Origin of the sequence: Rickettsia helvetica (assembly GCF_963970025.1) — a bacterium.
Taxonomy (GTDB): Bacteria; Pseudomonadota; Alphaproteobacteria; order Rickettsiales; family Rickettsiaceae; genus Rickettsia; species Rickettsia helvetica.
In genome coordinates this window covers 289136-313345 of record NZ_OZ018776.1, presented here as the reverse complement: position 1 = coordinate 313345, position 24210 = coordinate 289136, and the positions used below count along the sequence as shown (strand labels likewise).

The following is a 24210-nucleotide window of genomic DNA, read 5'->3' as shown; positions in this document are numbered from 1 at the left end:
GCTATAATGGTCCGGTATCAGGCAGTAGTGTAGGCACAGGTGGCTCAAGCTATGGGTGGTGCAGGCTCTAACGGTGGTGTTACCAACGGTGGAAGCAGTCCATACGGTAATAGCGGTAATCCTACAGCAACAGGTGTTGCTCCTGCTAATAAAATAGTAACGGTATGGGAGGCAGTTCCGATAGCGGTATGCCTGCTATAGGTAGTGGCCGAGATAATTCTTCAGGTACAGGTAGCGGAATAAGTCGTTCTAACGCGAATGACGGCTTTAATGCTGCACATGATAATACAAACACCGGTACTCAAGAAGTAGGTAAGAGACTTAAGACTCTTAAAGACGCTGCAGAGGATGGGTGCAAATCCTGCAGCAGAAGATGCTACCTCACGTAAGAGAGGTGCAGCTGTCGGAGGGGGGGAGGTGGTGACTGTGAACTTGATGAAGGTAACGCTAATAATTCCGTTTACGGAGTATGGGTTAGCCTATATTACAGCAAAGCGGTACAAAAAGCCTTTAACGGACTTAGCGGTTATAAAGCTAAATCTACCGGTGGCTCAATCGGGGTCGATACCGTTATAAACGATAATATAGTTCTTGGTGCTGCTTATACTAGAATCGATACGAAGTTATGTTACCAAAATGCCAAAGCCGGCAATACTACTAAGGTCGGAACTAATATGGGTTCTATATACGGTTTATATAACTTTATAAATAACTGGTTTGTAGAAGGCGTAACTACCTATTCACGAAGCGATATTAAAACTAATGAACTACGTAATATTATAGGCGGTTATGAAACAGCACACGGTAAGTATCATTCAACTTCTTATAGTGGTCAAGTAGTTGGGGGTTATAATTATCTATGGAAAGAAACTTCATTTGTACCGATGGCAGGACTCAGACTTACTAAGATTAAAGATTCCAGTTATCAGGAATACGGTACTTCTTTCCAAAACCTAACTATTCAGAAGCGTCAATATAATAAGGTTGAGGGTATACTCGGCGGTGAAATTACAACAACCTTCTATAAGGATGAATTTATAATTAAACCGCAAGTCCATGCTTTTATTAATTACGACTTTAAAGGTAAAACACCGGCAATCGTTGCAGATCTTAACGGTCTTAATGAGCCTTTACCGGTACCGACGCCTAAACCTACTAAAATGCTGTATGATTTAGGAGCAGGGGTAGTACTTAAGAAAGGCAGAATGGAGTATGGAGTGCATTATGGGCTGAACTTAGCTAAAAAATACCATGCTCAATCCGGTACGCTAAGACTTAAAGTAAACTTCTAAAAACCTGCATCAGTTAAGGATAAGAACTATAAAATTCCTATCCTTAACTGAGTAGTAAATTTTATAATCAAAGACGAAGCTTAATAATTTCCTTGATTACCTTATCACTATTCAGGATAAGTTCCTATCCTGAATAGCTCGCTATTTAATATTTTCTATCTATTATCCTAATGGCTACCTTTATGAGAAGCATGCCCTCCTTTAGCAGCTATTTCTCTTACTTGTTCTTTGTCCCTAGAGGCGAAGCCTTTGTTATTATTAGTCATAGTTCCCTCCTAAATATTCGGGTTAGTTAATAATACAGAACCACTTTTTTCGTTTTCAGTAGCTCTATATATAATGATAGAAAAATTTATATGGTAAGTCAATCTAAATTAAACTATTATTCTTAACAATAGAGTTAATTACTGTTTACTTATAAAAAATTTATTTTTATTGTTGTTTTTTTAACCTTGACCTGAAAAAATTTAAGGAGTAGGCTTATAATTGCAACCAAAAATTAAGGAGGCTAACATGACAACTTTAGTAGGAACCCAAAATAATTTTGCCGATGCAATAAAAGAACTTATAGAGCTTGATTACGATGCTATCGAAGCATATAAAACTGCTATTAATAGAATTAACTAATAAGGACTATAAAAAACAGTTGGAAACATTTAAAACAGATCATGAAAGACATGTAAAAGAGTTAAATGAACTTTTATCAAAACATAACGAGAAAACAGTAAAAGGACCGAGCAGTAAGCAATGGCTAACAAAAGGTAAAGAGTGATACTTGCTGATTTAGTTGATGATAAAGCTATATTATATGCTATGCATACAAATGAAGAAGATACTAATACTGCTTATGAAAGATTAAATGAGTATAATAATAAATGGCATGATGCATCAAAAACCTTAAAACAAGGTCTTTTAGATGAACAAAAACATAAGAGATGGATAGAAAAACAACTTGAAGAGTAAATCTACATAAATTAATAAGGAGTAAAATTTATTTTTACTCCTTATATATTCAAAAGACAATAATGAAGTGTCACGCAAAATCCCCATAGACTTAGGACAATCAAAATAATTTATAATAAAGAAGAGTAAAAATATAAAGACTAGAAGAGTTGCTAGCTTGAAAATTAAATAATAAGTTGAATTTGTGCAGGATTTATTATATTAGTATTTGTAATTATTTTTGAGGAATCGTTATAGTTTTTTATTTAATATTTCAGACAGGGCGTTTTTTACTAATTTATGCTGATTAATTAAAGAAAGTCCATTAGATCATCTGATATTTCTAATGCATAATGGTCTTGATCTCCTACTAAATCAGTAATTTTTATTATACTGTTTGGAAAGGATTCCTTAAGTATTTTTTCTAACTCTTCTGCAGATATTGCCATTATTTTATCACTTTTTAGATATAAAAGCCTAAAATATTAATTAAAGTTTTTTTGGTTAAATTAAAGCTTTATATGAATTTTTATTATAGAATTTTAAACATTCATTGATAAACTCTACTCTTATGCATATAATTAATTAATATTATTATGTCATTTATTAATTATTATGAAAAAAGAAGCTGAAGAATTAAAATTATTTATCTTAAAATGTTTGAGTGAGAAAAAAGCAGAAGATATTGAGGTAATTGATTTAACAGGAAAACATAAATTAGCCGATTATATTATATTTGCTAGCGGTCGTTCGACTAAAAATGTTGGAGCAATTGCTGAATATATAGCTTTAGAATTAAAAAATAATGCCGGTATAAATAGTAATATTGAGGGGCTTGGTCAATCAGAATGGGTACTAATAGATGCAGGTACTATTTTAATTAATATTTTTTATCCTGAAGTACGGGAGCATTTTAAGCTAGAAGAAATTTGGAAAAGATGAACGATCATATTCTTATTAACGTTATAATTTTACTCGGCACTGCGGTTTTTATCGTGGCTATACTTAAGCGTCTTAGATTAAGTCCGGTACTTGGTTACTTAATTGCGGGAGCTGCAATAGGTGATCACGGTTTAAAAATCGTAACATATGACCAAACTAAGTTACTAGGTGAACTTGGTGTAGTATTTCTATTATTTGCAATAGGTCTTGAGTTATCCTTCGAGCGATTAAAAGCTATGAGACGATATGTCTTTGGTCTCGGTAGTTTGCAAGTTTTAACGACTGCTATAGTAATTGCCGGTGCAATGGTACTTATAGACGGTAATAGTAGTGCGGCTATTATTACCGGCGGCGGCCTTGCTCTTTCATCTACGGCACTTGTTATGCAGGTTATTGAAGAAAATCGTAGCCAATCGACACAAATAGGAAGAATTTCTTTAGCTATTCTGTTACTGCAAGATTTGGCCGTAGTGCCATTGCTTGTGATAGTTCCGTTACTTGCCGGTAACAATAAAGCCTCGCTTGCAGTTGCTCTTGGTATTGCACTCTTAAAAGCCGTAACGGCCTTACTTACAATATTTATTGTCGGTCGTGTTTTTCTTCGTCCTGTATTTTCATTCATTTCATCAGAAAGTAATAATGCAAGCGAGTTACCTATTTCGATGACTTTGTTAATAGTACTTTCTGCTGCTTGGGCTACCGAAACATTTGGTTTATCTTTAGCTCTAGGAGCATTTGTTGCCGGAGTATTAGTTGCGGAAACTGAATTTAGATTGCAAGCGGAAGAAAGTATTTATCCTTTCAAAAGTTTATTTTTAGGATTGTTTTTCATGACCGTCGGTATGAATATCGACGCACTAGAAATGTATGAAAAAATATCTCATATTCTTACTTTATCTATTGCTTTAATAGGTATAAAAACCTTAATCATAACAGCTTTTTGTATGTTATTCGGTTTTAATAAAGGAGTTGCTTTTTATTCAGGCTTATTATTATCGCAAGGCGGAGAGTTTGGTTTTATATTATTCAGTTTAGGTAAAGATAGCGGAGTATTGGAAGAAAGTACTGCCGATATATTATTACTCGTAGTTACTTTTACTATGGCACTTACTCCATTACTCGCAGCTTTAGGGAAAAAGATTGCCGAGAAAGTTGATAAAGGACTCGGTAAAACTCCGACTCAAATGATTGAGCTTGGTGCAAGAGATTTAACAAACCATATTATTATTGCCGGACTCGGTAATACCGGTAAAATGGTAGCAAGAGTTTTGGAAGCGGAAGGTATAAGTTACGTAATACTTGATTTAGATGATGATAGAGTCAAAGAAGAGCTATCAAATGGTTTACCGGTTTTTAAAGGTGATGTATCGCAAGCCGATACTCTAAAGGCATTAGGTACGGAAAGAGCATTCGCTATAATACTTACTATGAATAATCAAGTAACTATCAAAAAATCGCTTAAAACAATTAGCGGTAATTATCAGGATATACCGGTTGTCGTTAAGTTAAAAAATTTAAAAAATGCTAGAGAATTTTATGATTTAGGTGCCACAACTATTATTCCGGAAAGTTATGAGACTGGATTACAAATCGGTGGAACAGTCCTAAAAAATATAGGTATTAGCGAGCAGGAAATTAATAGAATAAAAGTACAATTTAGGCTTGGTAATTATATAATAGCAAAAAAAGAGGATGCTTTATCTGAAGCGGAAGATAATGATTAAAATTCTTATTACTTTAATTATTGTAATATTATCAACAACAATTAACGCCGATAATAAAAAATTGCCTATTCCGAGATTTGTTTCAATAAAATCTAATGAAGTAAATGCAAGGAGCGGACCAACCACTAAATCTGCCGTAGAATGGGTTTTTATTAAAAAAGGAGAACCGGTAGAAATAATTGCAGAGTACGAACAATGGCGACAAGTACGTGACATTAACGGTGAGGGTGGTTGGATACATTCAAGCGTTTTATCAGGTAAAAGATCAGTGGTTATTACCTCTGATAAGGCAATAGAACTTACCAAATCCGCAGGTCCTAAAAGCCGAGTTATAGCAAAATTAATGCCAAAAGTTCGTTGTGGTTTAAAAAAATGTAAAGAACAGTTCTGTCAAATTATATGTAAAGACTATACGGGATGGATCTCAAAGAAAGCAATTTGGGGAGTATATGATAATAATGATAGGTATTAATCAAATATTTAATAATAAAGCTATTTACTACTAAGGTTAATTTACTATGTATGAAAACTTACTAAAGATATTCAGACGGTACAAATGATGTCGCATTTAAAAAATTATTTAGCGATAAAGTGAAACTAATAGATTTACTTAATGCTATCCTTAAATTACGAAAGGAGATAAAATTGTAGATTTAACTTATATAACTACTGAACAGTTACCTTTATTTCTTGAAGGAAAAAGAAGTTTATTCGATCTAAAAGTTAAAGATGAAATCGGTAGATGGTATATAATCGAAATGCAGCGTAAAATGGAGAAAGATTATCTTAATAGAACACAGCTTTACGGTTGCTATACCTACGTTAATCAAATTACAAAGGGAAGCATAAGGATTTATTGCCAGTAGTAATAAATTGCTATTATAGGAACAAAAGCTTTGCCTGATGAATTGCCGTATATTAGCTATCATCATATAAAAGAAAGCGATACCCATAAATAATATTTGTTTTCATTAACTTATGTATTTATTGAACTAGGAAAATTTAAAAAAAATGATCTTAAAGATGATATCGATGAATGGTTGCATTTATTAAAATATGCTCCGCAAGAACAAGAACCGCCAAAAGAAATTAAAAATGAAATTGTGTTATCGGCATATGCAAGTTTAGAGCAATATAAATGGACAGAAAGGGAGCATGATGATTATTTTAGGGCAGAAATGGCTATACAACAAGAAATAGACAAAATTTGAAGCAAAGTTTAAAGAGGGCGAAGTTAAGGGTAAAGCCGAAGGTAAAACTGAGGCAAAAATTGAAACAGCAAAAGAAATGCTAATAGAGAACAAACCTATAGAGAAAATAGCACGATATACTAAGCTTATAATAGAAGAAATAAAAACATTACAAGCGGAAATAAAAAAAATTAAATATTTAAATGAAAACCACTTTACCCGAGTGTTCTCTAAAAATCCAAGCTAAGCTTAATTTTATAGTGCAGCAGATTTTAGATATTGTACAGGATAAAATCGCTATGATTATCTTGTACGGCTCTTTTGCTAGAGGCGATTGGGTATGTGATCTACCTAACGGCTATCATAGCGATACTGATATTTTGATAATTCTGAAAAAAGGTAAATATAAAGGGTATGCTACTTTAAGGTTGGAAGATAAAATATATAAGAGGTTAGAAAAGAAAGGAGTAATAAATCCTAAACAAATTATCCCGTATGATGCATTAATATCGATAATTCTTGAGTCAATAGATGAAGTAAATAGGCAGTTAAAAAAAGGACGTTATTTTTTCACCAATATCAAAAAAGAGGGTATTCTTTATATATAGATAGCGGTGAATTTACACTTAGTGAGGCTAAAGATTTACCTTGGAGTGAAGTGAAAGAAATCGCTAAAGATTATTTTGAAGAATGGTTTGATAAAGGTAAAGACTTTCTAGATGGAGTAGCTTACTATTTAAAAAAAGATCGATATGCCGTTACTGCTTTCTTGTTACACCAAGCTACGGAAAGTTTATATAGTGCTATTTTATTAGTTTTTTCTAATTACAAACCTAAATTACATAATTTACAAAAATTAGGTAGCATGGTAGGAAATTATGATAATGAATTATGGACTGTGTTTCCTCAATTAACCGAAGCACAAAAGAAATGTTTTGAGCTTCTTGAAAAAGCTTATGTTGATGCAAGATATGATAAAAATTATAAAATTACAAAAGAACAGCTGCTTTATTTAATAGAGCGAATAGAAAAATTAAAAGAAATCACCGAAAGAATCTGCCTAGCAAGAATTAATCGGTAGGGGTTTAGTGTCATTCTTAGCTCAGCATTGCCCGCGTGGATACCGAGTCGTCATTGCAAGTGATCCTTGATCGCATGGCAATCCAGAAAATAATTAAAAAAATGCTAATTTGTAGCATTTTTTACTGGATTGCTTCGTCAATTGCTATGCAATTTCCTCGCAATGACGGGTAAGCCGATCCATACAACAAAGCCTAAATTATGACACTATTGTAACTCTGTTTTTAATAGATTAAGAAGATAATGCAAAGGAACTACTTCAACTTGTGAATTAAGGTAATATTTATCCTTTCCCGGGTATACTATATAAGCTTTCTTTGGTTTTAAGTCTTGCAATGCATTATAGAAACCTTTTGATATGGAAGGAGTAAGTGATCTTTTAATCTCAATGGCTGTAAGATTATTTATGCTTGATTCTAGTATTAAATCTACCTCAGCCCCTCCGGCGGTTCTATAAAACCAACTATTCATTTGATTTTTAACTATAGATAAAATATTTTCTATTACAAATCCTTCAAAGCTCCCTCCGAGAATATAATGTCCAAGTAGTTCATCATAAGATTTAATATTTAATAATGCATGTAGGATACCGCTATCGCGAATGTATAGTTTGGGGGCTTTGACTAATCGTTTCTTTACATTACTAGACCAAGGCCTTAGCAATCTTATAAGGAATAAATCCTCAAATAGATCGATATATCTCATTATAGTAGGTACTGATATACCAAGGCTTGCCGCTATTTTGCTAGCATTTAATAAGTCGCCTTGGCAATGAGCGAATATAGTCCATGTTCTACGTAAAATTTCTGTAGATATATTATAGCCAAGCTGAGGTATTTCACGTTCTAAATAAGTCATGATAAAAGATTGCCGCCAATTCATACTGCTATTATCCGAAGCACTGAGAAAGCTATCGGGAAAATTACCTCTAAGCCATAATAAATTATTATCAATATATCCGGCTTTTCTAACTTCTTGAATATTAAAACCATAAAGCTGAGTATAAATTATACGACCTGCTAAAGATTCCGAAGAATGTTTTAATAATTCTTTAGAGGCAGAACCAAGAAGTAAGAATTGTTTAACTTTTTGCCCCTGCTGACGTCTTTCATCAATAACGCTACGTAAAACTTGAAAAAGCTGCGGCATTCTTTGAATTTCATCAATAATCACTAAATAGTTAGAATGAGTTTGAAAGTAAAGTTCAGGATCAGATAATTTTGCCAAATCTGAAGGCTTCTCTAAGTCTAAATATAAAGGTGTAGGAGATATTTGTTCTGCTATTTCTTTTGCCAAAGTAGTTTTACCTACTTGTCTTGGTCCTAAAATAGCTACCGCTGAAAACTCATTTAAAAAAGATTTAATATCTTTTGCTAAAAAACGCTCAATCATTATCCATGTAAATTTAACATTGGATATTAAATTTACATGGATAAAATTAATACGTCAAGATATTAGTTTAAAGCTTAACTGAATTTATAAATAAAAAATAATATATTGCTTTTTTCTAAAATGGTATTTTTATCCTTATTTGACAATATTTTAAAAATGAGGTAAAGAAATGATATTCATCATAAAATATTAATAATTGGCAAAAAAGAAAATAAAAGATAGGGCTCATAAAAAATTTGTATTACTACTCCAAATCAAGCTTTAGCAAGATTACAAGCAAAAGTCCAAGATTATATGAATACTACAGGAGAAAAATTTCTCTAGTAGATGAATTAATTAAGTTAAGAAGAGCAGATGGATAGCGTTTTTAGTTTATTTAAAATTTGATAAAATTATTTAAATATAGTATAATATAAAACTTTTTATAATATTAAAAATTTTATGAGTAAGAAGCTTTATATTAAGACCTATGGATGTCAGATGAATGTTTACGACTCCATTAAGATGCAGGATTTGCTTTATCCCTTTGGCTATGAGCCCACGGAAAATATTGAGGATGCGGATGTTATTATTCTAAATACCTGTCATATTAGAGAGAAAGCAGCCGAGAAAACTTATTCTGAACTCGGTCGTATTAAGAAACTACAAGATACGAGAAAAAAACAAGGCTTAAACTCTGCCATAATAGTTGTAGCCGGTTGTGTTGCACAGGCGGAAGGGGAGGAAATTTTTACAAGAACTCCTTATGTTGATATTGTTGTCGGTCCTCAATCTTATTATAATCTACCGGAATTAATCTCTAAAGTCGTCAGACACGAAAAACATTTAATCGATCTTGATTTTGTTGAAGAAGCAAAATTTGATCAGTTGCCGGAGCAATTATATCCGCAGGGAGCAAGTGCCTTTATATCGGTACAAGAGGGGTGCGATAAATTTTGCACTTTCTGCGTAGTACCTTATACTAGAGGTACTGAATTTTCAAGGAATGTAGAGCAGGTCTATAGAGAAGCATTAAAAGCAGTTAGCAGTGGTGCTAAAGAAATTATGCTGCTTGGACAAAATGTCAATGCATATCACGGTAAGGGCTTAGATAACAAGATATCCAGTTTTGCCGATTTACTCAAACATCTAGCACAAATTCCAAATTTAGAGAGATTACGTTATACTACGTCACACCCGATAGATATGACAGATGATCTAATAAAACTGCATGGCACTGAACCCAAATTAATGCCGTTTTTACATCTTCCGGTGCAATCAGGTTCAAATAAAATATTAAAAGCCATGAACCGCAAACATGATCGGGATTATTATTTTGATATAATTAATCGCTTAAGAGAAGCAAGACCCGATATAGTGTTATCTTCTGATTTTATTGTCGGGTTTCCCGGTGAAACAGATGAAGATTTTGAGGATACTTTAGATTTGGTCCGCCGAGTAAAATACGGTCAGTGCTATTCGTTTAAATATAGTCCTCGTCCTGGCACGCCAGGAGCAACTAGAATGGATCAAGTTCCGGAACACATGAAATCAGAGAGATTAACTATATTGCAAAAAGAACTCATGGCTCAGCAACTAGCTTTTAATGAAAGTTGTATTGGTAGTACTATGAAAGTTCTATTTGATCGCGATGGTAAATTCGACGATCAAATAATAGGTAAAACTCCATACATGCAGTCTGTATATATCCAAAACCCTAATAAATCTTTACTTGGTAAAATCATTGATGTAAAAATTACTAAGGCTTCACTTAATAGTTTAACCGGCGAAATATTATAAGTCATGTATAAATCTCTTCTTTTTTGTTTAAAAATTTTTGCCGTGCTTATTCTAATAGGTTGTGCGATTGTGGGGTATATAATATATCACTATTCACGTGATTTACCTGATTACTCACAGCTTGCACGTTATTATCCCCCGTCGGTAACGCGTATTTATGCCCATGACGGCAAACTAATGGAGGAGTATGCTTTTGAACGTCGTGTATTTGTACCGATTAATAGCGTACCGAGTTCGCTAATAGAAAGTTTTATTGCAGCTGAGGATAAGAATTTCTATAACCACCCTGGCGTCGATTTGCTTGGAATAGTTAGAGCGGCATTTTTAAATATATCTAATTATTTACATCATAGGCGTATGGAAGGAGCCTCTACCATTACTCAGCAAGTGGTTAAAAATTTTCTGCTAACTAACGAGGTTTCTCTTGAACGTAAGATTAAAGAAGCGATTCTTTCTTATATGGTTTCAAGAGTATTTACTAAGGATCAAATCTTAGAATTATATCTTAATCAAACATTCTTTGGTCGCGGTGCATACGGCGTTGCAGCAGCTGCACAAAATTATTTTAATAAATCCGTAGAGGAACTTACCATTGCAGAATCAGCTTTTATTGCGGCACTGCCTAAAGCCCCTTCCGAACTTAATCCAGAAAGAAACTACGCTAGAGTAAAAGCTCGTCGTGATTATGTAATAGCACGTATGTTTGAAGATGGTTATATAACAAGAGATGCTGCGAAAGAAGCTATGGATAGCCCGATAGTGTTACGTAAACGAGCTAAAGAAGAAACTGTTACGGCTGATTATTATGCCGAGCAGGTTCGAGAAGAGGTAATTAAGATGCTAAATAGCAAAGAGGAATTTTATACCGGAGGTCTTACTATTATTACTTCTTTAGATGCAAAGATGCAGCAATTAGCTGAAAACTCTCTAAGAAAAGGACTTAGGGAGTTTGATAGAAAGCGTGGTTTTAGAAAACCTATTGCTAATATTCCTCTTGATAATTGGCAAGAAGAGCTACAAAAATTACCTACGCCTCAGTCTCTTTTAGAGTATAAATTAGCCGTAGTTCTAGATGTGGCCGACAACCATGCAGAGATTGGACTTATAGACGGCAGCAAATCTAAAATTCCTATTTCTAAAATGAAATGGGCAAGAAGTAACCTTAAATCAGTTAAGGCTTTGCTTAAAAAAGGTGACGTGATAGTAGTTGAGTCTATAAAAGACGGCTATGCTCTTCGTCAGATCCCTGAAGTAAACGGGGCTATTATGGTTATGAACCCAAATACCGGACAGGTACTTGCAAGTGTTGGCGGTTATGATTTTTCCACAAGTAAATTTGATAGAGTAACACAGGCACTTCGTCAACCCGGTTCTTTAAGCAAAACCTTTGTTTATTTAGCAGCTCTTGAAAACGGTGTTAAGCCGAATCAGATTTTTAACGATGGACCTATTGAGATTTCGCAAGGTCCGGGTATGCCTAGTTGGCGTCCTAAAAATTATGAGGGTAAGTTTTTAGGTGAAATCACTATGCGTACCGGGCTTGAAAAATCTCGTAATCTTATAACCGTAAGAGTAGCAACTGCCGTAGGACTTACAAAAATCGTTGATATAATTAAGCGATTTAGTATTAATAATGAACCGAAAAAAGTTTATTCTATGGTACTTGGTTCAATTGAAACCACACTTAGCAGAATGACTAATGCTTATGCAATTATTGCTAACGGCGGTAAAAAAGTTGAGCCTCATTTTGTAGAATTAATTAAAGACCATAACGGTAAAATTATTTATAGGCGAGATGATAGAGAATGTCTTTCTTGTAATGTTTCGGATAGCAATTTAGATACCGCAATATTAGAAATACCGAAAGAAGATATCTATAGAGTTACGGATGAAGCTAGTGATTATCAAATTACTTCGTTTTTAACAGGAGCAATAGATAGAGGAACCGGTTATGCTGCGAAGAAGTTAGGGAAAATTATCGGCGGAAAAACCGGTACTAGTAACGATAGTAAAGATACATGGTTTGTAGGCTTTACACCCAAAATAGTAGTAGGTAGTTATGTTGGCTATGATACACCGAAAGAGCTTGGAAAAAGAGCAACAGGTTCAAACGTAGTATTGCCGATTTTTATTGATTTTATGAGTAATGCTTATAAGGATGAACCGTCGTTGCCTTTCAAAGTCCCTGATTCAATAAAATTATTAGCAGTAGATAGAGTGACCGGTAAAATTACGCCAAACGGTAGCGTGATAGAAGCATTTAAAGTCAATAATTTTCAGATGCTTGAGAATGAAGATATGATTGATAATCACGATAATAATGATATTTTTGATTATGTACCGAGTAAGGAGGATCAGTCTCAAGAAATTTATTAAATATACTCGTTTAATTTGAAAAATTGGCGTCGTTGTTTTATATTTTTTACTCCTCACGTACTCGTATGTACGCTGCGGTCAAAAAATATGAACGCCTTGCTCTTTTCCAAATTAAACTTCGTCTACCTACTTAATTTATTTGGAGTTTTAATTATATGAAAAAAATTATTTTATATCTAACTGCCCTAATATCACTTACTATACCTTTTATAATTAAAGCGGATTGTTTTTTAGTTAAAGAAAATGATAAATTTATTAAACGGGAAGGTAATTGCGAGTCTCGTTATGCTTCATGCTCAACATTTAAAATTGCTATAAGTTTAATGGGTTATGATGATGGGTTTTTAATTGATGCAACTCATCCAAAATTACCTTTTAAAGAAGGATATGCTGACTATCTTGAAGTTTGGAAACAATCCCAAACACCTAAAGATTGGATGAAGAATAGCTGTGTTTGGTATTCTCAGGTTATTACCAAAGAATTAGGTATTGAAAAATTCCGTGATTATGTAATAAAATTTGATTATGGTAATCATGATATTTCAGGAGATAAAGGCAAGAATAACGGTTTAACTAATACATGGCTTTCTAGTTCTTTAGAAATTTCACCGGAAGAACAATTAACTTTTCTTCAAAAATTAGCAGAGAATAAATTGCCGGTAAGTGTTAAAGCCTAAGAAATGACTAAAAATATTTTGTTTATTGAAGATTTTGTAGATGGTTGGAAGCTTTGCGGTAAAACAGGCAGCGGTAATCAACTTAGCCAAGATAGAACCATAAAGTTAAAAGATAAACAAATTGGGTGGTTTGTAGGTTGGTTACAAAAAAATGACAGAACAGTTTTCTTTATACATTTTATTGAAGATAATAAAACTTATGATTCTTATGCAGGACGACGCTCTAAAGAAGCAGCGAAAGAAAAGCTAAAGGAATTAATAAAAAAATGAAATTTTTATGTCATTGCAAGGAAATTACAAAGTAATTGACGAAGCAATCTCAGGATACTTGACAAGATTGCCACGTCGCTTCGCTCCTCGCAAGGTATTGTTGCGTGGATCGATTTTCCGTTGTCATCCTCCCCCCCCACGGGATGACACAGTGGATTTGACCGGTCCACGCAACAATGCATCCTCGCAATGACGATATCTACTCTTTCTAGGTAATGCTGGATTATAAATTTTGTTATCTCTTGAAGTATTTAAAGAAATATTATAAAGTCAAAAAGTTCATAAATTTTGAGGATGTTATGCAAGTAGTAAAAGCTTTAGAGCAAATTTTAGCAGATAGCTATGCTTTATATTTTAAAACACAGAATTATCATTGGAATGTAGAAGGAGCAGAGTTTAGAAGTCTACATTTATTATTTGAGGGGCAGTATGAAGATTTAGCTGAAAGCTTAGATGAACTTGCCGAAAGAATAAGAAGTTTAAGTGCTAAAGTCCCCGCATTATCAGATTTAATAAAACTTGCATCTATAGATGAGGCAAATCCGAACGCAACAGCAGATGAAATGCTTAAAAGTCTAACAAAAGATCAAGATATTATTAGAGATACGTTATATAAGGGACTCAAAGCAGCACAAGCAGAGAGCGACGAGGGTACAGCCGATATGATTATTGGACGGATTAAAGTGCATGAAAAGAATAGATGGATGCTAAAAAGCAGTATACTCGTTTAATTTGAAAAATTGGCGTTGTTGTTTTATATTTTTTGATCCTCACGTACTAGTATGTACGCTGCGGTCAAAAAATATAAAACGCCTTGCTCTTTTCCAAATTAAACTTCGTCTACTAAATGCTATATAAATGTCATTCCCGTGAAGGCGGGAATCCAGCGTAAAGCGAGATATATCGAGCTTTTAATTTTAAGAACTTAAATTACTGGATCCCGTGGCTTGTCCACGGGATGACATCGAATAACAAAACTAACAAAATAAAAATAAAATGGAACAATACGATGTAGCCGTTATAGGCGGTGGTCCAGGTGGATATGTTGCAGCAATTAGAGCAGCACAATTAAAGAAAAAAGTTGTATTAATAGAAAAAGAACATTTAGGAGGGATGTGTCTTAATTGGGGATGTATACCGACTAAATCCCTGCTTAAATCTGCTGAGGTTTTTGAATATATAAAACATGCTAAAGATTATGGAATTGATGCTGGTGTTGCAGAAGTTAATATTAAGAAAATAGTTGAGCGTTCAAGAGAGATTTCAAATAAGCTTGCAGGCGGTGTTAAGTTACTATTGAAAAAAAACAAAGTTACCGTGATAGATGGGATAGCAACACTTGAAGCAAATAAGGTAATAAGTATAAATGATAAACCTACAGTAAAAGCAGATAATATTATTATAGCTACCGGAGCAAGATCTAGGATTTTAAAAGGCTTTGAGCCTGACGGTAAACATATTTGGACTTCTAAAGAAGCTATGATACCGCAGCATGTGCCGAAATCTATGATTATCGTAGGTTCAGGTGCAATAGGTATAGAATTCGCTTCGTTTTATAATAGTATCGGTGTGGATGTTACCGTAATCGAAGCTCATACTAGAATATTGTCTGCCGAAGATACGGAAATTGCCGGAATCGCTCATAAGAATTTTGAGAAAAAGGGAATAAAAATTATTACAAATGCTAAATTAATTAAGCAAACAAAATCAAAAGATACAATAGAAGTTGAGCTAGAGTTATCCGGTAAAACACAAAAATTACAAGCTGAAATCTTGCTTATGGCAGTAGGTATTATGGCGAATACCAAAAATTTAGGACTCGAGAAAACAAAAATTAAAGTAGAAAACGGCTATATAACTACTAACGGATTAATGCAAACTGCGGAATCAGAAATTTATGCTATAGGCGATGTAGCAGGAGTGCCTTGTTTAGCTCATAAAGCAAGCCATGAAGGTATTATTGCAGCGGAAAACATCGCGGGCTTAAAACCGCATGCTATTAATAAACATAATATTCCCGGCTGCACTTATTCTTCGCCGCAAATAGCAAGTGTCGGTTTGACTGAAGAAGCAGCAAAAGCCTTAGGTTATGAGCTTAAAATAGGCAGATTCCCTTTTATAGCTAATGGCAAAGCTTTAGTAAGCGGTGATAGTGATGGCTTAATTAAAACTATATTTGATGCTAAGACGGGTGAATTGCTCGGAGCTCATATGATAGGCTCAGAAGTAACTGAATTAATACAAGGATATGCGGTTTCAAAAAATTTAGAAGGAACGGAGTTAGATTTAATTAACACTATCTTCCCGCATCCGACTTTATCGGAAATGATGCATGAATCAGTACTCGCTGCTTATGATAGAGCAATACATATTTAAATATAATTAAAAAAATGAACAAAGGTAATTTAATCGAGAATTATGCAGTAGCGTTATTTAATAACGCTATGATTGATAATATACAAGATAAGATCTTTGAAGAAATTACCTCTATAAATCGTATAATTACCGATAATTTTGATATTAGAGAGTTCTTATTTTCTCCTATAGTGAATAAGAACGACAAAATGAACGCAGTCAATTCGTTAGCAAAAAATATCAAAATTAGCACAATAGTACAAAATTTTTTATTGTTATTGGTAAAAAATTCTCGTACTGCTATTTTATCTAATATAGTAGATGCTTATAATACTTTACTATATGAAAGTAAAAATATAAAGATAGTTCAGGTTATTTCTGCAAATAAGTTACAACCTAAAGAGCAGGAGTGGATTAAATCTCGTATAGAAAAAGAATTAAATCAAAAAACAGAAATATTATTTGATATAGATAGTACTATTATTGGCGGTATTGTAATTAAATATGATAGTATGTTGCAAGATTGCTCAATAAAAGGTAGTTTAGATAAAATAACGAAAGCTTTAAAAAAGTTAGGGTTGCTGTATAGATATTTATATCGTCATTGCGAGGAAAGGCGAAGCCTTGACGTGGCAATCTCATGAAGCAGTACTAAATTCCTGAGATTGCTGCACTCGCTTCGCTCGTTCGCAATGACAAGAAAATTAGGAGACGTAAACCACATGAAACTAAAGCCTATTGAAGTAGCTGAAATATTACAAAAGGAAATAGCTAATATTAATTGCTTAAGTGAGCTTGAGGAAGTAGGGCAAGTAATAACCGTCGGTGACGGTATAGCCAAAATTTACGGTCTTGCTAATGTAAAATCCGGTGAAGTGATAGAATTTAAATCCGGTGTTAAGGGTCTTGTTTTAAATTTGGAAAATGATAGCGTCGGTGCTGTAATTATGGGGAATGATAACCAAGTACAGCAAGGCGATAATGTCAAAAGAACTAAAGAAGTTTTAGAAGTACCGGTAGGAAAAGCTTTGCTTGGTCGCGTTGTTGATGCTCTAGGTAATCCTATTGACAGCAAAGGCGATATTGCAAGTAAAGAGTACAGACATATCGAGATGAAGGCTCCGGGAATAATAGAAAGAACAAGTGTTAGCAAACCCGTGCAAACCGGAATAAAGGCTATAGATTCGTTAATCCCAATAGGTAGAGGGCAAAGAGAGTTAATAATCGGTGATAGGCAAACCGGAAAAACGGCTATAGCCGTCGATACTATTATCAATCAAAAACAAGCCCACTCACTTACTAATGAAAGTGATAAAATTTATTGTATTTATGTAGCTATAGGGCAGAAAAGATCAAGTGTTGCACAGATAGTAAAAAAACTAGAAGATGCCGGAGCCATGGACTATACAATCGTTGTTTCGGCTACTGCTTCGGAAGCTGCGGCTCTTCAATTCATTGCCCCTTATTCTGCCTGTAGCATGGGCGAATATTTTCGTGATAACGGCATGCACGCACTTATTATTTATGATGATTTAAGTAAGCATGCTGTCGCATATAGACAAATCTCATTATTACTTAGAAGATCTCCCGGGCGAGAAGCATATCCTGGTGACGTGTTCTACCTGCATTCAAGGTTGCTTGAGCGTGCTGCTAAAATGTCAGAGGCAAAAGGCAGCGGTTCACTTACTGCTCTTCCTATAATCGAGACGCAAGCAGGTGACATATCCGCATATATCCCAACAAATGTTATTTCAATTACCGACGGTCAAATTTTCTTAGAAAGCGAGCTATTTTATAAAGGCGTAAGACCTGCCGTTAATGTCGGTATTTCGGTAAGCCGAGTTGGTTCTGCAGCACAAATAAAGGCTATGAAGCAGGTAGCAGGTTCGGTAAAGCTAGAACTTGCTCAATTTAGAGAGCTTGAGTCTTTCTCGCAATTTGGATCAGATCTAGACCCTGCCACTAAAGCAAAAATCGATCACGGTAAAAGATTAGTTGAGATATTAAAACAAGCTCAATATCATCCTTTTCCGGTAGAAGAACAAATAGTAAGTATTTATGTCGGAACTAAGAAATATTTAAATGATGTACCGCTTCAGAAAGTAAAAGAATTTGAAGATAAAATGCTTACGGAGATAAGGTTAAATAAAAAAGATATTTTGGAATCAATAAAAAATGAGCAATGTATAACCGAAGAAACCGAGCAGAAACTAAAAGCATTTTTAGAAAATTTTGTTAAGGATTTTGTTAAATCATGATGATGTTGTTTTTGCGTGGATACCAAATCGTCATTGCGAGCGATTAAAAGGAGCGTGGCAATCTCAGGATATTTGATTAGATTGCCGCGTCGCTCCGCTCCTCGCAATGACATAAAAATACTAAATAAGTATGTCAAATTTAAAGCAGTTAAGAACTAGAATTAAAAGCGTTGAATCTACACAAAAGATTACTAGAGCAATGCAACTAGTATCAGCTTCTAAAATGGCAAAAATAAAAAGTCAAATAGCCAATTCAAATTTTTATATTAAGGCTATTAGTAAAATGATGTCTGCTATATTATCAATTGATATGTGTGAGTTATCTATAGAAGAGCAGAAATTTTTTAATACCATGCCGAATAAAGCAAATTTATTGATAGTTATGACATCACAGCGTGGTTTATGCGGAACGTTTAATTACAGTATAATTAAGCAAGTTAAGAATGATATTAAAGAGTTAGAAAATAAAGGCGAACAAATAAAACTTATCATTATTGGAAAAAAAGGTTACGAAGCACTAAAAAGGCAATATGTAAATTATATTGATAGTTATTTTGAGTTACCCAAAATTTATGATGAAAATCTGATGCTACAAGTAAAACAAAAAATTATGTCGCTAGTTGCGAATTTAGAAGTTAGTAATTGTGTTATATATTTTAATAAATTTAAAAACGCAATGACTCAAATTATGACTAGACAACAGATTTTACCGGTAGAAAAATATCAAGATGATTCTGCAGTAGAAAATAATCATTTTGAGTATGAGGGGGAGAATCTAATTTCTAATCTAATTAATTTATATGTGAATTCCCAAATAAATTATGCTTTACTACAAAGTAGAGCAAGTGAGGAGGGGGCTAGAATGACCGCTATGGAAAATGCAACAAATAATGCTAATAATTTAATAAGCAAGTTAGTTTTAAAGTTGAATAGATCAAGACAAGCTATTATTACTACGGAGTTGATAGAGATTATAGCCGGCTCAGAAGCGGTTTAGTTACCGTCATTGCGAGCAGCCGTAGGCTGCGTGGCAATCTCATCAAATATTCTGAGATTGCGTTGTCGAAACTTTCAGTTTCTTCTCACAATGACATTTTTTATAAGAACATTATCTTAACAGAAAAAATAATGACACAGAATATCGGGAAAATTACTCAGATTATTTCAGCAGTGGTGGATGTAAAATTTACGAATAACGGTGAGTTACCGGAAATTTTAAATGCTCTAGAGTGCTATAACGATAAACAAAGGATAGTGCTGGAAGTAGCACAACATATAGGTGATGATACGGTGCGTTGTATTGCTATGGATTCTACGGAAGGGTTAGTGCGGGGCGTAGAAGTAATAGATACAGGTAGTCCTATTCGTATTCCTGTAGGTACTGAGACGCTTGGGCGTATTATGAATGTTATAGGTGAGCCAATTGACGGTAAAGGAGACATTAAAAGCTCAAATATTTCTTCTATATATAAGCCTGCTCCTGATTTTACCAATCAGTCAACCGAGCGTAATATATTAGTAACCGGTATTAAAGTTGTTGATTTACTTGCTCCTTATACTAAAGGCGGTAAGATAGGATTATTCGGCGGTGCAGGAGTCGGTAAAACCGTGTTAATTATGGAGCTTATTAATAACGTAGCTAAAGCACACGGTGGTTATACCGTATTTGCAGGAGTCGGCGAGAGAACTAGAGAGGGTAATGATCTTTACCATGAAATGATTGACTCAGGTGTGATTGATCTTGAGAAACCGGGAAATTCAAAAGTGGCTCTTGTTTATGGACAAATGAACGAGTCGCCTGGAGCAAGGGCAAGAGTTGCGTTAAGTGGTCTGACCATTGCAGAGAGTTTTAGAGATATGAATGAGGGGCAAGATGTTTTATTTTTTGTAGATAATATTTTCCGTTTTACTCAAGCAGGTTCTGAAGTATCAGCGTTACTCGGTAGGATTCCGTCAGCGGTAGGGTATCAGCCTACTCTTGCAACCGATATGGGCGAACTACAAGAGCGTATCACCTCTACTAAGCATGGCTCAATAACTTCCGTGCAGGCTATATATGTACCAGCGGATGATTTAACTGATCCTGCTCCTGCTACTTCTTTCATACATTTAGATGCTACAACAGTACTTAGCCGTCAGATAGCCGAGCTTGGGATTTATCCGGCAGTTGACCCGTTAGATAGTAATTCTCAGGTACTTGATCCGATGATTGTCGGTGAAGAACATTATAGCATAGCAAGACAAGTGCAGCAGGTTTTACAAACTTATAAATCATTGCAGGATATCATCGCTATTTTAGGTATGGATGAGCTATCCGAAGAAGATAAACTAACCGTGGCACGTGCTAGAAAAATACAGCGTTTCTTATCGCAGCCTTTCCATGTTGCCGAAGTATTTACAGGTAGCAAAGGCAAATTTGTTAATCTAGCCGATACTATAGCAGGTTTTAAAGGACTTGTAGAGGGTAAATACGATGATTTACCGGAAGCTGCTTTTTATATGGTCGGAACTATAGAAGAGGCTATTGAGAAGGCAAAGGTGTTGAAATGATAAACGTGACCACAATCGTCATTGCGAGCAGCCGTAGGCTGCGTGACAATCTCATGGAATAATAACAAACTCCTGAGATTGCTTCGTCAATTGCTATGCAATTTCCTCGCAATGACGAAAAATATAATTAACCCATGAACGAAACAATTCTAGTCAAAATAATTACGCCTTTAAGTATTGCATTTGAAAAGCAAGCTAAAATGGCAACAATGCCGGGTGAGGAAGGTATGTTTGGGGTGCTGCCAAGTCATGCTCCGATGATTGTTAGTTTGAAAGCCGGTTTAGTGCAGGTTTATATAGATGATATGCATAAATCTGAAAACACTTATCTTATTTCCAGCGGTGTAACCGAAGTAACGGCAAATTATATTAATATAGCTACGGAAACGGCTATTAACGCTACGAATTTAAGTGAAGCGGAAATAGCAACTAAGCTTCTCGATCTTCAAAAACCTTTATCAGATCAACATTAATTTGTTTTAAAAATCTACGTTTTGGGATAAGGTTATTTTAATGTCATTGCGAGGAGCGAAGCAACGCGGCAATCTAGTTAAACATCTTGAGATTGCCATGCTCCTTTTAGTCGCTCGCAATGACGATGTTCATTCCACACAATTAAGTGAGAAACAAATGTCAAAAGTGCATAATTCAGAATATATAAAAGAGTTATCAGTCGATAATATTTCATACAAAATTTACGATATAAATAAAGCGGCAAGCGATATCGATCTTCCCTTAAAAAAACTTCCATATAGTTTAAGAGTGTTATTTGAGAATGCATTACGTTCTAATGGTTCAAAGCACAACTTACTTGCATTTAAAGAATGGCTAAAAACTAAAAAATCTGATGCGGAAATAGATTTTATGCCGGCAAGAGTTTTGATGCAGGATTTTACCGGTGTGCCTGCTATTGTAGATTTGGCTGCTATGCGTGATGCGATGAAGAAAATAGGAGGCGATCCGTTAAAAATTAATCCGCTTATTCCTGTTGATCTTATAATAGATCATTCAGTAAGCGTTGATTCTTATGCAGCTAAGGATTCATTTGAAAAAAACGTACAAATGGAAATGAGACGCAATATTGAGCGTTATGCATTTCTTAAATGGGGACAGCAAGCGTTTAATAATTTCAAAGTAGTACCGCCGGGTATGGGTATTTGCCATCAGGTAAATTTAGAATATTTAGCAAAAGTTATGTGGCATAAAGACGGCACCCTTTATCCTGATAGTTTAGTTGGAACGGATAGCCATACAACTATGGTAAACGGGTTATCGGTACTTGGTTGGGGAGTCGGCGGAATAGAGGCGGAAGCTGCAATGCTTGGACAGCCGCTTACTATGATTCTACCGGAAGTAATCGGTGTAAAGCTAACTGGGAAGTTAGCAGTGGTCGCCACGGCGACCGATCTAGTTCTAACTATTACCGAAATGCTACGGAAAAAGAAAGTAGTAGGTAAGTTTGTTGAGTTTTTCGGTGAGGGGCTTAAAAAGCTAACGATTGCCGATCGTGCTACCATTTCTAATATGTCGCCTGAATACGGTGCTACTTGCGGCTTTTTCCCGATTGATCAAGAAACTATAAAATATCTAGAGCTAACAGGTAGAGAAAAAATGCAAATCAAATTAGTAGAGAAATACGCAACCGAGCAGAATCTTTGGTATGATTTTGAGCATGAGGCAGAATATACCGAGGTTTTAGAGCTAGATTTATCTACGGTACATAGTTCACTTGCCGGTCCAAAACATCCGCAAGATCGAGTAAACTTAAACGAGGTAGCAAGTAATTTTAAACATGAATTACCAAATTTTGCTTTAGAAAATAAAGACATTGATAAAAAATATGCCGTAGCAAACCAGAATTACGAAATCGGTAACGGCAATGTGGTAATTGCAGCGATTACTAGCTGTACTAATACTTCAAATCCTAGCGTTATGATTGGAGCCGCACTTCTTGCTAAAAAAGCACTAGAACACGGATTAAAGGTAAAGCCTTGGGTTAAAACTTCTCTTGCTCCTGGTTCAAAAGTCGTAACGGAATATTTGAAGCTTAGCGGTCTTGATAAATATTTAGATGAATTAGGGTTTAATCTAGTAGGTTACGGCTGCACTACTTGCATCGGTAATTCCGGACCTCTAAATCCGGAAATAGAGGAAACTATTAACAAAAACGGGCTAGTTGTTGCTTCCGTTTTATCAGGTAATAGGAATTTTGAAGGGCGAATTAATCCGCTTACTAAAGTAAGTTATCTCGGTTCGCCTATTTTAGTCGTAGCATATGCACTTAGCGGCACTCTTAATATAGATCTAACAAATACGCCCATAGGAGAAAATATTTATTTAAAAGATATTTGGCCAAGCAAAGAAGAGATAGATGAAGTTATTGCAAATTCAATTAATTCCTCTATGTTTATAGAAAAATATTCTGATATATTTAGCGGAACGAAAGAGTGGAAAGATTTACAGGTTACTACTAGCTCTAATTATAATTGGGATAAGAATAGTACCTATATTAATAATCCGCCTTATTTTGAGGATATAGGCAGCGAGAATAGTATAAAAGACATAAAATCTGCAAGAATTCTAGCAATTTTCGGTGATTCTATTACTACCGATCATATTTCGCCGGCAGGCAGTATTAGTAAAACCAGCCCTGCTGCTAAATATTTAACAGACCATCATATAGAGCCCTTTGATTTCAATTCTTACGGATCACGTAGAGGAAATCATGAAGTGATGATGCGTGGCACATTTGCTAATATTCGTATAAAAAACGAAATGTGTAAAGGTGTAGAAGGTGGTTTTACTGTAAACCAGTTAAACGGCATACAGCAAACTATTTACGATGCAGCTATGGACTACAAAGCTCATGATGTACCGGTAGTGATTTTTGCAGGTAAAGAATATGGTAGCGGCTCATCTAGAGACTGGGCGGCAAAAGGGCCTGAGTTGCTTGGTGTAAAAGCAGTGATTGCCGAGAGCTTTGAACGAATACATCGCTCAAATTTAGTAGGTATGGGTATTTTACCGCTAACTTTTACCAGCAATAATACAAGGTTAGATTTAAAGTTAGACGGTTCAGAAACTATTGACATTATAGGCTTAAGCGAGAATATAAGACCTTATAATCCTGTTAAATGCGTGATAAAAAAACAAACTGGTGAAATAAGGACAATTGATTTAATATTGCAAATATTTACGGATAATGAGATAAATTATATAAAGCACGGCAGTATTATGCATTTTGTGGTGGAGAGTTTGAAGGGATGAAGAAGTACATTAAGTGTCATTCCGTGACTTGACCACGGGATCTTATATCGCAGACTGTATACCGCGATCAAGTCACGGGATGACAAAGTAGATTCCTGCGATCAACGGAATGACAT

The 24210-nt window shown here is 34.7% G+C and carries 21 protein-coding genes and 4 pseudogenes; 22 read left to right on the top strand and 3 right to left on the bottom strand.

All coding sequences use genetic code 11. The annotated features are described in order from the left end of the window. Positions 1 to 39 precede the first annotated feature (39 nt). From AB1146_RS01935 to AB1146_RS01925, 3 genes and pseudogenes are all read left to right on the top strand, one after another. Positions 40 to 201, top strand: a complete 162-nt coding sequence (locus tag AB1146_RS01935; RefSeq protein ID WP_156790170.1) for a hypothetical protein — start codon at positions 40 to 42, stop codon at positions 199 to 201. Next, the gene (locus AB1146_RS01930; RefSeq protein WP_010421063.1) at positions 165 to 389 is read left to right on the top strand and encodes a hypothetical protein; all 225 of its coding nucleotides are present in this window, start codon (positions 165 to 167) and stop codon (positions 387 to 389) included. Before AB1146_RS01935 ends, AB1146_RS01930 begins: the two co-directional genes overlap by 37 nt. A gap of 114 nt (positions 390 to 503) precedes the next feature. Then, a pseudogene (locus AB1146_RS01925) lies at positions 504 to 1292 on the top strand (autotransporter outer membrane beta-barrel domain-containing protein); the annotation flags it as partial. Between the two features lie 167 nt (positions 1293 to 1459). On the opposite strand, the gene AB1146_RS01920 reads toward AB1146_RS01925, so the two are convergent. Further along, complete coding sequence (locus tag AB1146_RS01920; RefSeq protein ID WP_010421067.1) at positions 1460 to 1558, bottom strand: KGG domain-containing protein; 99 nt, start codon at positions 1556 to 1558, stop codon at positions 1460 to 1462. 380 nt (positions 1559 to 1938) lie between these two features. Between AB1146_RS01920 and AB1146_RS01915 the strand changes: the two genes are divergently transcribed. Both AB1146_RS01915 and AB1146_RS01910 read left to right on the top strand, forming a co-directional pair. Further along, positions 1939 to 2064 (top strand): hypothetical protein, encoded by a 126-nt coding sequence (locus AB1146_RS01915; RefSeq protein ID WP_269572112.1) that lies wholly within the window; start codon positions 1939 to 1941, stop codon positions 2062 to 2064. Further along, positions 2061 to 2255, top strand: a complete 195-nt coding sequence (locus AB1146_RS01910; protein ID WP_010421069.1) for a hypothetical protein — start codon at positions 2061 to 2063, stop codon at positions 2253 to 2255. Before AB1146_RS01915 ends, AB1146_RS01910 begins: the two co-directional genes overlap by 4 nt. 231 nt (positions 2256 to 2486) lie before the next feature. Here the strand turns inward: AB1146_RS01910 and AB1146_RS01905 are convergent. Further along, positions 2487 to 2683, bottom strand: a pseudogene (locus AB1146_RS01905) (BolA family transcriptional regulator). Between the two features lie 166 nt (positions 2684 to 2849). Here AB1146_RS01905 and rsfS point away from each other — a divergent pair. The 6 genes and pseudogenes from rsfS (at position 2850) to AB1146_RS01875 (ending at position 7171) form a co-directional block, all read left to right on the top strand. Continuing rightward, positions 2850 to 3176 (top strand): ribosome silencing factor, encoded by a 327-nt coding sequence (gene rsfS / locus AB1146_RS01900; protein ID WP_010421074.1) that lies wholly within the window; start codon positions 2850 to 2852, stop codon positions 3174 to 3176. Then, positions 3173 to 4900, top strand: coding sequence for a monovalent cation:proton antiporter-2 (CPA2) family protein (locus AB1146_RS01895; protein ID WP_010421076.1), 1728 nt, complete (start codon positions 3173 to 3175; stop codon positions 4898 to 4900). Before rsfS ends, AB1146_RS01895 begins: the two co-directional genes overlap by 4 nt. Then, positions 4893 to 5372, top strand: a complete 480-nt coding sequence (locus tag AB1146_RS01890; RefSeq protein ID WP_010421079.1) for an SH3 domain-containing protein — start codon at positions 4893 to 4895, stop codon at positions 5370 to 5372. Before AB1146_RS01895 ends, AB1146_RS01890 begins: the two co-directional genes overlap by 8 nt. A gap of 154 nt (positions 5373 to 5526) precedes the next feature. Beyond that, positions 5527 to 6111, top strand: a pseudogene (locus tag AB1146_RS01885) (PD-(D/E)XK nuclease family transposase). Between the two features lie 182 nt (positions 6112 to 6293). Next, on the top strand, positions 6294 to 6698 hold the full coding sequence (locus AB1146_RS01880) for a nucleotidyltransferase domain-containing protein (protein WP_198005265.1): 405 nt from the start codon (positions 6294 to 6296) through the stop codon (positions 6696 to 6698). A 50-nt stretch (positions 6699 to 6748) separates the two neighbouring features. Then, complete coding sequence (locus tag AB1146_RS01875) at positions 6749 to 7171, top strand: HEPN domain-containing protein (RefSeq protein WP_232203655.1); 423 nt, start codon at positions 6749 to 6751, stop codon at positions 7169 to 7171. A 206-nt stretch (positions 7172 to 7377) separates the two neighbouring features. Here the strand turns inward: AB1146_RS01875 and AB1146_RS01870 are convergent, their stop codons facing one another. After that, on the bottom strand, positions 7378 to 8562 hold the full coding sequence (locus AB1146_RS01870; protein WP_010421085.1) for an ATP-binding protein: 1185 nt from the start codon (positions 8560 to 8562) through the stop codon (positions 7378 to 7380). A 441-nt stretch (positions 8563 to 9003) separates the two neighbouring features. On the opposite strand from AB1146_RS01870, the gene miaB reads away from it, so the two are divergent. The 11 genes and pseudogenes from miaB to acnA all read left to right on the top strand — a co-directional run bounded on the left by miaB (position 9004) and on the right by acnA (position 24094). Beyond that, on the top strand, positions 9004 to 10341 hold the full coding sequence (gene miaB, locus AB1146_RS01865) for a tRNA (N6-isopentenyl adenosine(37)-C2)-methylthiotransferase MiaB (protein WP_010421087.1): 1338 nt from the start codon (positions 9004 to 9006) through the stop codon (positions 10339 to 10341). Between the two features lie 3 nt (positions 10342 to 10344). Continuing rightward, positions 10345 to 12717 (top strand): penicillin-binding protein 1A, encoded by a 2373-nt coding sequence (locus AB1146_RS01860; protein WP_010421090.1) that lies wholly within the window; start codon positions 10345 to 10347, stop codon positions 12715 to 12717. Between the two features lie 155 nt (positions 12718 to 12872). Beyond that, positions 12873 to 13664: pseudogene (gene blaOXA / locus AB1146_RS01855) on the top strand (class D beta-lactamase). A gap of 299 nt (positions 13665 to 13963) precedes the next feature. Beyond that, positions 13964 to 14395 (top strand): Dps family protein, encoded by a 432-nt coding sequence (locus tag AB1146_RS01850; protein WP_010421096.1) that lies wholly within the window; start codon positions 13964 to 13966, stop codon positions 14393 to 14395. A gap of 265 nt (positions 14396 to 14660) precedes the next feature. Beyond that, positions 14661 to 16040, top strand: a complete 1380-nt coding sequence (gene lpdA / locus AB1146_RS01845; RefSeq protein WP_010421098.1) for a dihydrolipoyl dehydrogenase — start codon at positions 14661 to 14663, stop codon at positions 16038 to 16040. Between the two features lie 14 nt (positions 16041 to 16054). Next, a complete protein-coding gene (gene atpH / locus AB1146_RS01840; protein WP_010421101.1) occupies positions 16055 to 16663 on the top strand; it encodes an ATP synthase F1 subunit delta in 609 nt (202 codons plus the stop codon). Positions 16664 to 16741: 78 nt separating this feature from the next. Further along, positions 16742 to 18277: a F0F1 ATP synthase subunit alpha gene (atpA, locus tag AB1146_RS01835; protein WP_010421103.1), complete on the top strand. Its 1536-nt coding sequence runs from the start codon at positions 16742 to 16744 to the stop codon at positions 18275 to 18277. A gap of 130 nt (positions 18278 to 18407) precedes the next feature. Continuing rightward, positions 18408 to 19274 (top strand): ATP synthase F1 subunit gamma, encoded by an 867-nt coding sequence (gene atpG, locus AB1146_RS01830; RefSeq protein WP_010421105.1) that lies wholly within the window; start codon positions 18408 to 18410, stop codon positions 19272 to 19274. Positions 19275 to 19405: 131 nt separating this feature from the next. After that, positions 19406 to 20827: a F0F1 ATP synthase subunit beta gene (gene atpD, locus AB1146_RS01825; RefSeq protein WP_010421107.1), complete on the top strand. Its 1422-nt coding sequence runs from the start codon at positions 19406 to 19408 to the stop codon at positions 20825 to 20827. A 134-nt stretch (positions 20828 to 20961) separates the two neighbouring features. Further along, positions 20962 to 21300, top strand: coding sequence for a F0F1 ATP synthase subunit epsilon (locus AB1146_RS01820; RefSeq protein WP_010421109.1), 339 nt, complete (start codon positions 20962 to 20964; stop codon positions 21298 to 21300). Between the two features lie 157 nt (positions 21301 to 21457). Next, positions 21458 to 24094, top strand: a complete 2637-nt coding sequence (gene acnA / locus AB1146_RS01815) for an aconitate hydratase AcnA (RefSeq protein ID WP_010421111.1) — start codon at positions 21458 to 21460, stop codon at positions 24092 to 24094. Positions 24095 to 24210 lie beyond the last annotated feature (116 nt).

What these genes read in the sequence shown, in the direction of transcription:
- AB1146_RS01930 (WP_010421063.1), top strand. Translation starts at nt 165, where the DNA reads ATGGGAGGCAGTTCCGATAGCGGTATGCCTGCTATAGGTAGTGGCCGA.
- AB1146_RS01920 (WP_010421067.1), bottom strand. Translation starts at nt 1,558, where the DNA reads ATGACTAATAATAACAAAGGCTTCGCCTCTAGGGACAAAGAACAAGTA.
- rsfS (WP_010421074.1), top strand. Translation starts at nt 2,850, where the DNA reads ATGAAAAAAGAAGCTGAAGAATTAAAATTATTTATCTTAAAATGTTTG.
- AB1146_RS01895 (WP_010421076.1), top strand. Translation starts at nt 3,173, where the DNA reads ATGAACGATCATATTCTTATTAACGTTATAATTTTACTCGGCACTGCG.
- AB1146_RS01890 (WP_010421079.1), top strand. Translation starts at nt 4,893, where the DNA reads ATGATTAAAATTCTTATTACTTTAATTATTGTAATATTATCAACAACA.
- AB1146_RS01880 (WP_198005265.1), top strand. Translation starts at nt 6,294, where the DNA reads ATGAAAACCACTTTACCCGAGTGTTCTCTAAAAATCCAAGCTAAGCTT.
- AB1146_RS01870 (WP_010421085.1), bottom strand. Translation starts at nt 8,562, where the DNA reads ATGATTGAGCGTTTTTTAGCAAAAGATATTAAATCTTTTTTAAATGAG.
- miaB (WP_010421087.1), top strand. Translation starts at nt 9,004, where the DNA reads ATGAGTAAGAAGCTTTATATTAAGACCTATGGATGTCAGATGAATGTT.
- AB1146_RS01860 (WP_010421090.1), top strand. Translation starts at nt 10,345, where the DNA reads ATGTATAAATCTCTTCTTTTTTGTTTAAAAATTTTTGCCGTGCTTATT.
- AB1146_RS01850 (WP_010421096.1), top strand. Translation starts at nt 13,964, where the DNA reads ATGCAAGTAGTAAAAGCTTTAGAGCAAATTTTAGCAGATAGCTATGCT.
- lpdA (WP_010421098.1), top strand. Translation starts at nt 14,661, where the DNA reads ATGGAACAATACGATGTAGCCGTTATAGGCGGTGGTCCAGGTGGATAT.
- atpH (WP_010421101.1), top strand. Translation starts at nt 16,055, where the DNA reads ATGAACAAAGGTAATTTAATCGAGAATTATGCAGTAGCGTTATTTAAT.
- atpA (WP_010421103.1), top strand. Translation starts at nt 16,742, where the DNA reads ATGAAACTAAAGCCTATTGAAGTAGCTGAAATATTACAAAAGGAAATA.
- atpG (WP_010421105.1), top strand. Translation starts at nt 18,408, where the DNA reads ATGTCAAATTTAAAGCAGTTAAGAACTAGAATTAAAAGCGTTGAATCT.
- atpD (WP_010421107.1), top strand. Translation starts at nt 19,406, where the DNA reads ATGACACAGAATATCGGGAAAATTACTCAGATTATTTCAGCAGTGGTG.
- AB1146_RS01820 (WP_010421109.1), top strand. Translation starts at nt 20,962, where the DNA reads ATGAACGAAACAATTCTAGTCAAAATAATTACGCCTTTAAGTATTGCA.
- acnA (WP_010421111.1), top strand. Translation starts at nt 21,458, where the DNA reads ATGTCAAAAGTGCATAATTCAGAATATATAAAAGAGTTATCAGTCGAT.